General features: G+C 77.0%; 1 protein-coding gene. It reads left to right on the forward strand.

Annotation, left to right across the window (positions count from 1 at the left end):
- Positions 1-188 precede the first annotated feature (188 nt).
- Positions 189-452 (forward strand): hypothetical protein (locus AC1DYK_RS35775; protein WP_478170582.1); only part of this gene is annotated, 264 nt, incomplete at its 3' end.

Below are 452 nucleotides of genomic sequence, written 5' to 3' on the forward strand. Positions count from 1 at the left end.
AGGACGATCCGGTCGGTGGGGCCAGCGCGGCGGAGGCACGCGTTCCGGCCCAGCGGAGCCCGCGGACGAGCCGCCGGGCGTCGACCGCCTCCGAGCGGGGGCAGGTGCAGGCGGCCGACGCGGCTTCGGGAGCGATGCCCTCACGCGAGCCCCACACGCTCCCCGTACCGCACCATCGGATCGGCCCGGTGATCCAGGCACTCCTGCTCCTGGGCCGCAGGCAAGGCGCTGCCGCCCTGTCCCACCGCCTGGCGGATCTGATCGAGGCCATGGACCGGCTGTCCACGAGGACGGACGAACCGGGCACAGCCGCCCGGCGGCAGGGCACCGGGATCCCGACGGCTGCGGCCGGTCCGGACGGCGGCGCTGCCCGGCCCGGCGGGGCCGAGGACGCCGGCCCGCTGCGCGACGCCTACTGGTGGGCCGCTCACCTCCTGTCGCAGACACTGCTC

This window comes from Variovorax sp. P2_H12 (assembly GCF_056403395.1).